At 75.1% G+C, this 7,780-nt stretch carries 5 protein-coding genes; 4 read left to right on the top strand and 1 reads right to left on the bottom strand.

Features of this window, described 5'->3' with window-relative positions; translation table 11 throughout:
* From cobT to AB0912_RS35645, 3 genes are all read left to right on the top strand, one after another.
* The coding region (gene cobT / locus AB0912_RS35655) for a nicotinate-nucleotide--dimethylbenzimidazole phosphoribosyltransferase (RefSeq protein WP_366707450.1) at positions 1-3,460 on the top strand (3,460 nt) is incomplete at its 5' end.
* A 170-nt stretch (positions 3,461-3,630) separates the two neighbouring features.
* Positions 3,631-4,863 (top strand): uroporphyrinogen-III C-methyltransferase, encoded by a 1,233-nt coding sequence (gene cobA / locus AB0912_RS35650; protein WP_366707448.1) that lies wholly within the window; start codon positions 3,631-3,633, stop codon positions 4,861-4,863.
* 64 nt (positions 4,864-4,927) lie between these two features.
* The gene (locus tag AB0912_RS35645; protein WP_366707446.1) at positions 4,928-5,746 is read left to right on the top strand and encodes an RNA methyltransferase; all 819 of its coding nucleotides are present in this window, start codon (positions 4,928-4,930) and stop codon (positions 5,744-5,746) included.
* Positions 5,747-5,780: 34 nt separating this feature from the next.
* Here AB0912_RS35645 and AB0912_RS35640 read toward each other — a convergent pair whose 3' ends face one another.
* Positions 5,781-7,160, bottom strand: a complete 1,380-nt coding sequence (locus AB0912_RS35640; protein WP_366707452.1) for a protein kinase — start codon at positions 7,158-7,160, stop codon at positions 5,781-5,783.
* Between the two features lie 196 nt (positions 7,161-7,356).
* Here AB0912_RS35640 and AB0912_RS35635 point away from each other — a divergent pair, with 196 nt between their 5' ends.
* Complete coding sequence (locus AB0912_RS35635) at positions 7,357-7,590, top strand: hypothetical protein (RefSeq protein ID WP_081223398.1); 234 nt, start codon at positions 7,357-7,359, stop codon at positions 7,588-7,590.
* Positions 7,591-7,780: the final 190 nt, after the last annotated feature.

Below are 7,780 nucleotides of genomic sequence, written 5' to 3'. Positions count from 1 at the left end.
GGTCCGCTCGCTCGCCGACCGCGGACCCGCCGGCTCCCGGCCCGGCTCCGTGGCCGCGCCGGTCACCCCGCTGCGGCAGGCGGGACCGCCGACCACCGGACCCGAATACCTCGACGTGCCCCCGGCCGCGGACACCCCGCCGCAGGGCGCCGCGCCGTGGGGCGACCCGCAGCCGGGCCCCGAGGCCCCGGCTGCAGAAACGGTCGTCCCGGAGACCGGCGCGCCCCTCGCGCCCGCCGCCGACCCCCAGCCGGTGGCCGTCCCGGACACCGGGCTGGAACCGGAGTTCGCGGCCGCCCACTTCGACCACGGCCAGACCCCTGACACCGCACCGGAGCCCGCGCCGCAGGCCGACGCGGTGACCGTCGTTGCGGACGCCGAGCCCCAGGCCCCGGCGGAGGCGCCCGAGGCCGCCGCTGTCGCCGAGACCGCACCCGCGACGGACGGCCCGTCCCTCGCGCCGGTCTCCGACGCCCCGCAGTTCCCGGACACCCCGCTGACCCTCGGCACGCCGGACACCGTCCAGGCAGCAGCCGGCGAAACGCCGGTCCCCGAGGGCGGCGCCACCGGCCCGGCCGCCCACGTGACGCAGGCACCGGCGGCCACGGAGACCCCGGCGCCTACGGAGGCCCCGGCGCCTACGGAGGCCCCGGCGGAGACCCCGGCCCCGGCGGACGCCGAGCCCGTCGCGTCCGAGCCGAACCCGGGCCCGAACCCGGCTGCGGCTCCCGCTTCGGCCTTGGCTTCGGCTTCGGCTTCTGCCGAGAATCCCGCCGTGCCGCAGGCCCCCTCGGAGACCGGCGAGCGGGACGGCTACGCGGCCGGGCCCGCGGAGTACGCCGAGCAGGACGGTCAGCCGTCCGACGCCGCGACCGCCGCGGCAGCCTTCGCGCAAGGGGCGCCCCAGGCGGACGCCGAGCAGCCGCCCGTCCAGCACGCCTTCGACGCCTCCGAGTCCGCGCTGACGGCCCTGACCGCGCACACCGCCGGGGCCTCGCACGGCCGTCCCGTCGAGGGCCTCGACGCCGTCGCCGCCCAGCAGTTCACGGAACCGGCCGCCTACACCGAGGGCACCTTCACCGCGAACGGCACCGCCCTGCCGGTGGACGGACCCCTCGCGCCCGAGGCGGTCGCCTTCACCGAGGACGGTCTGTCGTACGTCCCGGTCGGCGTGGCCGCCCAGACGGACACCGCCCACGCGGACGCTTCCCGGGCGGACGCCTCCCACGCGGACGCCTCCCACCCGGCGCCGGGCCACCCGCACGCCGATCAGCGGCACCAGGACGCGTCGGCCGCCGCCCCCGGCTTCGAGGGCGCCGCCCCGGAGCCCTCGGCGGACGACTCCTTCGGCCGGTTCGTGCCGGTCGACGGCCAGGTCCCGACCACACCGCACCTGGCCCCGACCCCGCCGCACGCCATGACCGTGCCGCCGCTGCCCGCCGAGGAGCAGCAGCCGGCCCAGGAGCCCGCCTTCCCGCAGGCGCCCGGAGCGACGCAGGACCCGGCCGGCGAGACCGTCGGCACGGGCGCGGGTGCCGGGCCCGTCGCCCAGGCGGCCGTTCCCGCCCCGCGTGAGGCGGAGCCCGCTCCCGAGGCGACCGCCGGCCCCGAGGGTTTCGACACCGAGCCGGAACCCGTCGCCGCACAGCTCGCGGAGGACCTGGACACCCAGGGCGCCGACCAGGAGGAGAACACCGCCGCAGTGGAAGACGTACGCGAGTCCAGCGGCCCGGCGGCCCCCGGGTACGACGACGCCGAACGCGAGGCCGTGCTGCGCGTGATGCGCGAGCGCCGCGACATCCGCAACGGCTTCCGCAGCGACCCGATCCCGCACGACGTGCTGCTGCGCGTCCTGGAGGCCGCGCACACCGCGCCCTCCGTCGGCCACTCCCAGCCCTGGGACTTCGTCGTCATCCGCTCCGCCGACACCCGGCGCAGCATGCACGAACTCGCCCAGCGCCAGCGCGAGGCCTACGCCAAGTCGCTGCCCAAGGGCCGCGCCAAGCAGTTCAAGGAACTGAAGATCGAGGCCATCCTCGACACCCCGGTGAACATCGTCGTCACCGCCGACCCGACCCGCGGCGGCCGGCACACCCTGGGCCGGCACACCCAGCCGCAGATGGCCCCGTACTCCTCCGCCCTCGCCGTCGAGAACCTCTGGCTCGCCGCCCGCGCCGAGGGGCTCGGCGTCGGCTGGGTCAGCTTCTTCGACGAGCGCGAGATGGTCCGCGCCCTCGGGCTCCCCGACCACCTGGAGGTCGTCGCCTACCTGTGCGTCGGCTACGTCGACGAGTTCCCGGACGAGCCCGAGCTGATGCAGGCCGGCTGGTCCAAGCGCCGCCCGCTGTCCTGGGTCGTGCACGAGGAGACGTACGGCCGTCGCGCGCTGCCCGGCGAGGAGCCGCACGACCTGCTCGCCGAGACCGTCTCCAACATCCGCCCGCTGGACGCCAAGGCGCTCGGCGAGGCCTGGGAGCGGCAGAAGCGGATGACCAAGCCGGCCGGCGCCCTCGGCATGCTGGAGATCATCTCCGCGCAGTTGTCGGGCCTGTCCCGCAAGTGCCCGCCGCCGATCCCGGAGCCCGCCGCCGTCGCGATCTTCGCCGGGGACCACGGCGTGCACGCCCAGGGCGTCACCCCGTGGCCGCAGGAGGTCACCGGGCAGATGGTGGCCAACTTCCTGGGCGGCGGAGCGGTCTGCAATGCCTTCGCCAACCAGGTGGGCGCCGAGGTCTGCGTCATCGACGTGGGCGTCGCCTCCGACCTGCCGGCCACCCCGGGCCTGCTGCCCCGCAAGGTCCGCGCCGGAACCGGCGACATGACCACCGGAGCGGCGATGACCCGCGAGGAGGTCGTCGCGGCCCTGGAGGTGGGCATCGAGACCGCCCGCGACCTGGTGGCCGCCGGCAACAAGGCGCTGCTGACCGGCGAGATGGGCATCGCCAACACCACCGCGTCGGCCGCCCTGATCGCCGTCTACACCGGCGCCGACCCCTCCGAGGTCACCGGGCGCGGCACCGGCATCAACGACGAGACCCTCGCCCGCAAGACCGAGGTCGTCCGCCGCGCCCTCGAACTCCACCAGCCGGACCCCGCCGACCCCATCGGCGTCCTCGCCGCCGTCGGCGGACTGGAGCACGCCGCCATGGTGGGCCTCCTGCTCGGCGGCGCCTCCCTGCGCACGCCGGTGATCCTGGACGGCGTCAGCGCCGGTGCCGCCGCCCTGGTGGCCCGCGCGATCGCCCCCGAGGTGCTGGCCGCCTGCATCGCGGGCCACCGCAGCGCCGAGCCCGGTCACGTGGCGGCCCTGAACAAGCTGGGCCTGCGCCCGCTGATCGACCTCGACCTGCGCCTCGGCGAGGGGACCGGCGCCCTGCTGGCCCTTCCCGTCGTGCAGAGCGCGGCCCGCGCCATGCACGAGGTGGCCACGTTCGACTCGGCCGGCGTGACCGAGAAGTAGCCCCGCACGGACCGGAGCGGGTGGGCAGGCGCCCGGCGCCGCCCACCCGGCTCCGCCGTACGCTGGACGCACCCCTAAGATCCCCACCAGGGCGGATACCCCTGCCAGGGCCGCTGCGAAGCCGCGGCGCGCCCACCGCACCGCACGCCCGTACGAGGAGCCGCACCTCCATGGCCGAACACCCCGCCTACCCCGTGGGCCTGCGCCTCGCCGGACGCCGTGTCGTCGTCCTAGGCGGCGGCCAGGTGGCCCAGCGACGGCTCCCGGCGCTCATCGCGGCAGGCGCGGACATCCACCTCGTGTCACCGGCGGCGACCCCGTCGGTCGAGGCGATGGCGGACACCGGCGAGATCACCTGGACACGACGCGCATACGCCGACGGCGACCTCGCGGACGCGTGGTACGCGCTCATCGCCACCACCGACCCGGACGCCAACGCCGCCGCCTCGGCCGAGGCGGAGCGCCACCGCGTCTGGTGCGTCCGCGCGGACGACGCCGACCGGGCGACCGCCTGGACCCCGGCCACCGGCCACAGCGAGGGCGTGACCGTCGCCGTCCTCACCACCGACGCCCGGGGCCGCGACCCCCGGCACACCGCCGCGATCCGTGACGCCGTGGTCGAGGGGCTGCGCGACGGCACCCTCGTCGCCCCGCACCACCGCACCCGCACCGCCGGGGTGGCACTGGTCGGCGGCGGACCCGGCGACCCCGACCTGATCACCGTCCGGGGCCGCCGGCTGCTCGCCGAGGCCGACGTGGTCATCGCCGACCGGCTCGGCCCCCGCGACCTGCTCGCCGAACTCCCGCCGCACGTCGAGGTGATCGACGCGGCGAAGATCCCGTACGGCAGGTACATGGCCCAGGAGGCCATCAACAACGCGCTCATCGAGCACGCCAGGCAGGGCAAGTCCGTGGTCCGGCTCAAGGGCGGCGACCCGTTCGTCTTCGGCCGTGGCATGGAGGAGGCACAGGCGCTCGCCGAGGCGGGCATCGCCTGCACGGTGGTCCCCGGTATCTCCAGCTCGATCTCGGTGCCGGGCGCGGCCGGCATCCCCGTCACCCACCGGGGTGTCGCACATGAGTTCACGGTGGTCAGCGGTCATGTCGCCCCGGACGACGCCCGCTCGCTCGTCGACTGGCCGGCGCTCGCCCGCCTCCGCGGCACCCTCGTCGTCCTCATGGGCGTCGACAAGATCGGCAGGATCGCGGACACCCTCGTGGCGCACGGCAAGCCGGCCGGCACCCCCGTCGCCCTGGTCCAGGAGGGCACGACCGCCGCACAGCGCCGCGTCGACGCCACCCTGGCCACCGTCGCCGAGACCGTCCGCGCCGAGGACGTCCGCCCGCCCGCGGTCATCGTCATCGGCGAGGTCGTCAACGCGGGTCCCGGAACCCCTCAGTAACCACGGGTAACCCAACCCGTTCCCAGCCGTTGGCACCACACCCAGGACAAGGCAGTATCACCCTGTGGCCGATCTCATCACCGTCGACAACCCCGACGACCCGCGCCTGAGCGACTACACGGGCTTGACCGACGTGGAACTGCGCCGCAAGCGCGAACCCGCCGAGGGCCTGTTCATCGCCGAGGGCGAGAAGGTCATCAGACGCGCCAAGGACGCCGGGTACGAGATGCGCTCCATGCTCCTGTCGGCCAAGTGGGTCGACGTCATGCGCGACGTCATCGACGAACTCCCGGCCCCCGTCTACGCGGTCAGCCCGGAGCTGGCCGAACAGGTCACCGGCTACCACGTGCACCGCGGCGCCCTCGCCTCGATGCAGCGCAAGCCGCTGCCGGCCTCGGACGAACTCCTGCGCACCGCCCGCCGGGTCGTCGTCATGGAGTCGGTCAACGACCACACCAACATCGGCGCCATCTTCCGCTCCGCCGCCGCCCTCGGCATGGACGCGGTGCTGCTCTCCCCGGACTGCGCGGACCCCCTCTACCGCCGCTCGGTGAAGGTGTCGATGGGCGCGGTCTTCTCGGTCCCCTACGCCCGGCTGGACGCCTGGCCGAGGAGCCTGGAGTCGGTGCGCGACGCCGGCTTCACCCTGCTCGCGCTCACCCCCGACGAGAAGGCCAGGTCCCTCGACGAGGCCGCCCCGCACCGCATGGACCGGGTCGCGCTGATGCTCGGCGCCGAGGGCGACGGCCTGTCCACCCGCGCCCTGATGGCCGCCGACGAATGGGTCCGCATCCCGATGGCCCACGGCGTCGACTCGCTGAACGTGGGAGCCGCCGCGGCGGTCGCCTTCTACGCCGTCGCCACCGGCCGCCCCGAGAGCTGACCCCCGCGCGACAGCCGCCGCCCGTCCGGACTGCTCAGCCGCCCTGCCGTACTTCGTCGTCCTGCCGTACCTCGCTGCGGTACGTGTCGGCCATGACGGCGTCCGTGGGCAGCGGCGTGAACGACGGCTGCTCCTGACGCACCTCCCCGCGCCGGTCCCCGCCGTCCAGTCCCCGGGCCGGTCCCTGGCAGCCCTGGGCCACCGCGATACCCAGCGCGACCAGCAGGGTCACCACGACGAAGACGAACAGCCGCTGGCGCAGCAGCCGCGGATTGGCGGGCCGCCTGCCCGTGCCGGTCGTGCGCGGCCCGGGCCGCCCGGCACCGCTGCGGGGCGCGGGCCTGCCGCCGGAGCGCCCGGTGTTGCTGCCCGAGCGCCCGGTGGTGCTGCCCGAGCGCCCGGTGTTGCGGGACGCCGGCGCGGGACGCGTCCCCGACCGCGCTCCGCCGCTCGTCCCCCCGGTGCGCGGCGGGGGAGTGCCCTGCGGGCGCCGCTGGGTGCGCTGCTCGGCGTACTGCTCCGCCAGCCGGCCCGACGGACGGTCCGGGTCGTTGCGCTGGGCGGGCGGCCGTACGTCCGGCATGCCCTGCGCCTCGCGCGCCGCGATCTCCTTGAGCCGCAGCGACAGTTGGAGCGTGCTGGGCCGCTCCTCGGGGTCCTTGGCCAGACAGGCCCGGACGAGCGGCGCGAGCGCGTCCGGCACCCCGTGCAGCTGGGGCTCCTCGTGCACCACCCGGTAGAGCATCACCTCGGAACTGCCCTGCCCGAACGGCGAGTCCTGGGTCGCCGCGTACGCCAGGGTGGCGCCGAGCGCGAACACGTCCGTGGCCGGGGTGACGGCGGCGCCGCGCACCTGCTCCGGAGCGAGGAACCCCGGGGAGCCGACGGCCGTGCCGACGTGTGTGAGAGTGCTCGCGCCGGTCGCCCAGGCGATACCGAAGTCGATGATCCGCGGTCCCTTCGGGGACAGCAGGATGTTCGACGGCTTGAGGTCACGGTGGACCACACCCGCCTCGTGCACCGCGACCAGCCCCTCGGAGAGGGCGGCCCCGACGGCGGCCACGTCGGCCGCCGCGAGCGGCCCTTCCTCCGCGACCTTGTCGTGCAGCGAGGGGCCCGGCACGTACTGGGTGGCGAACCAGGGCCGGTCGGCCTCCAGGTCGGCGGCGACGAGGCGGGCCGTACAGCCGCCCCTGATCCGCCGCGCCGCCGAGACCTCCCGGGCGAACCGCGACCGGAACTCCTGATCCTCCGCCAGATCCGGCCGGATCACCTTCAGCGCGACCCGCTGACCGCGCCGGTCGGAGCCCAGGTAGACGACGCCCATCCCGCCCGCGCCCAGCCTTCGGTGAAGCCGGAACGAGCCGACGACGCGCGGGTCCTCGCGCCTCAGGCGCATCATCGCCATGTCCATCCCCGCTGCCCGGTCCGTTTGACGAGCCACAGCTTACGTTTCCGCGGCCGGGTGCGCGCAGAGGCCGCGCCCTCTCGTCCCGATCGATTGTCAGTGCCGGGTGGGAAACTTGAAAGGTGGTCAGGGAGCGTGCGCCCAGGACCTCCTTGGGGCGCCCGGGATCCCAACCACCCGTCGCAGAAGGGGGATTGACTCCGTGAAGGGTGACCGCGTGGAGATAGTCGTGGACGCAGGGGACACGACGCGTACGTACGAGGTGGTGGCCAGCAGGGCGGGCCGCAGGGTGGAGACGGCGGTGCGCCGAGGGGTGGTGGAAGTGAGCGAAGTCACCCGAAGCGGATCAGTGGTGCGGACCGCCCGCTTCATGGCGACCCGAGTGCTGGCGCTCGTCGAGCAGCCGGTACCCCGCGAGGACAGCTCGGAACAGTAGGGGAACAGTCGGGACACATCGGACACCCCCTCGGGGAAGACCCCGAGACCTAGGGCGTGTCGTTTGGATCATGTGGCGGGTCGCGGGGCAGGGTGCGCACATCTGCGGCGTTGTCGTCGGTTGCCGACGCTCCGCGTCGTCGCCCTCCTCCGCCTTGCAGCTGCACGCACCCTGCCCCGCTCGGCCCAGC

Source organism: Streptomyces sp. NPDC007084, from assembly GCF_040703595.1.
In the GTDB taxonomy this organism is placed as follows: domain Bacteria; phylum Actinomycetota; class Actinomycetes; order Streptomycetales; family Streptomycetaceae; genus Streptomyces.
Note: the sequence above shows the minus strand (reverse complement) of the source record. Positions and strands in the feature narration are given on the sequence as shown.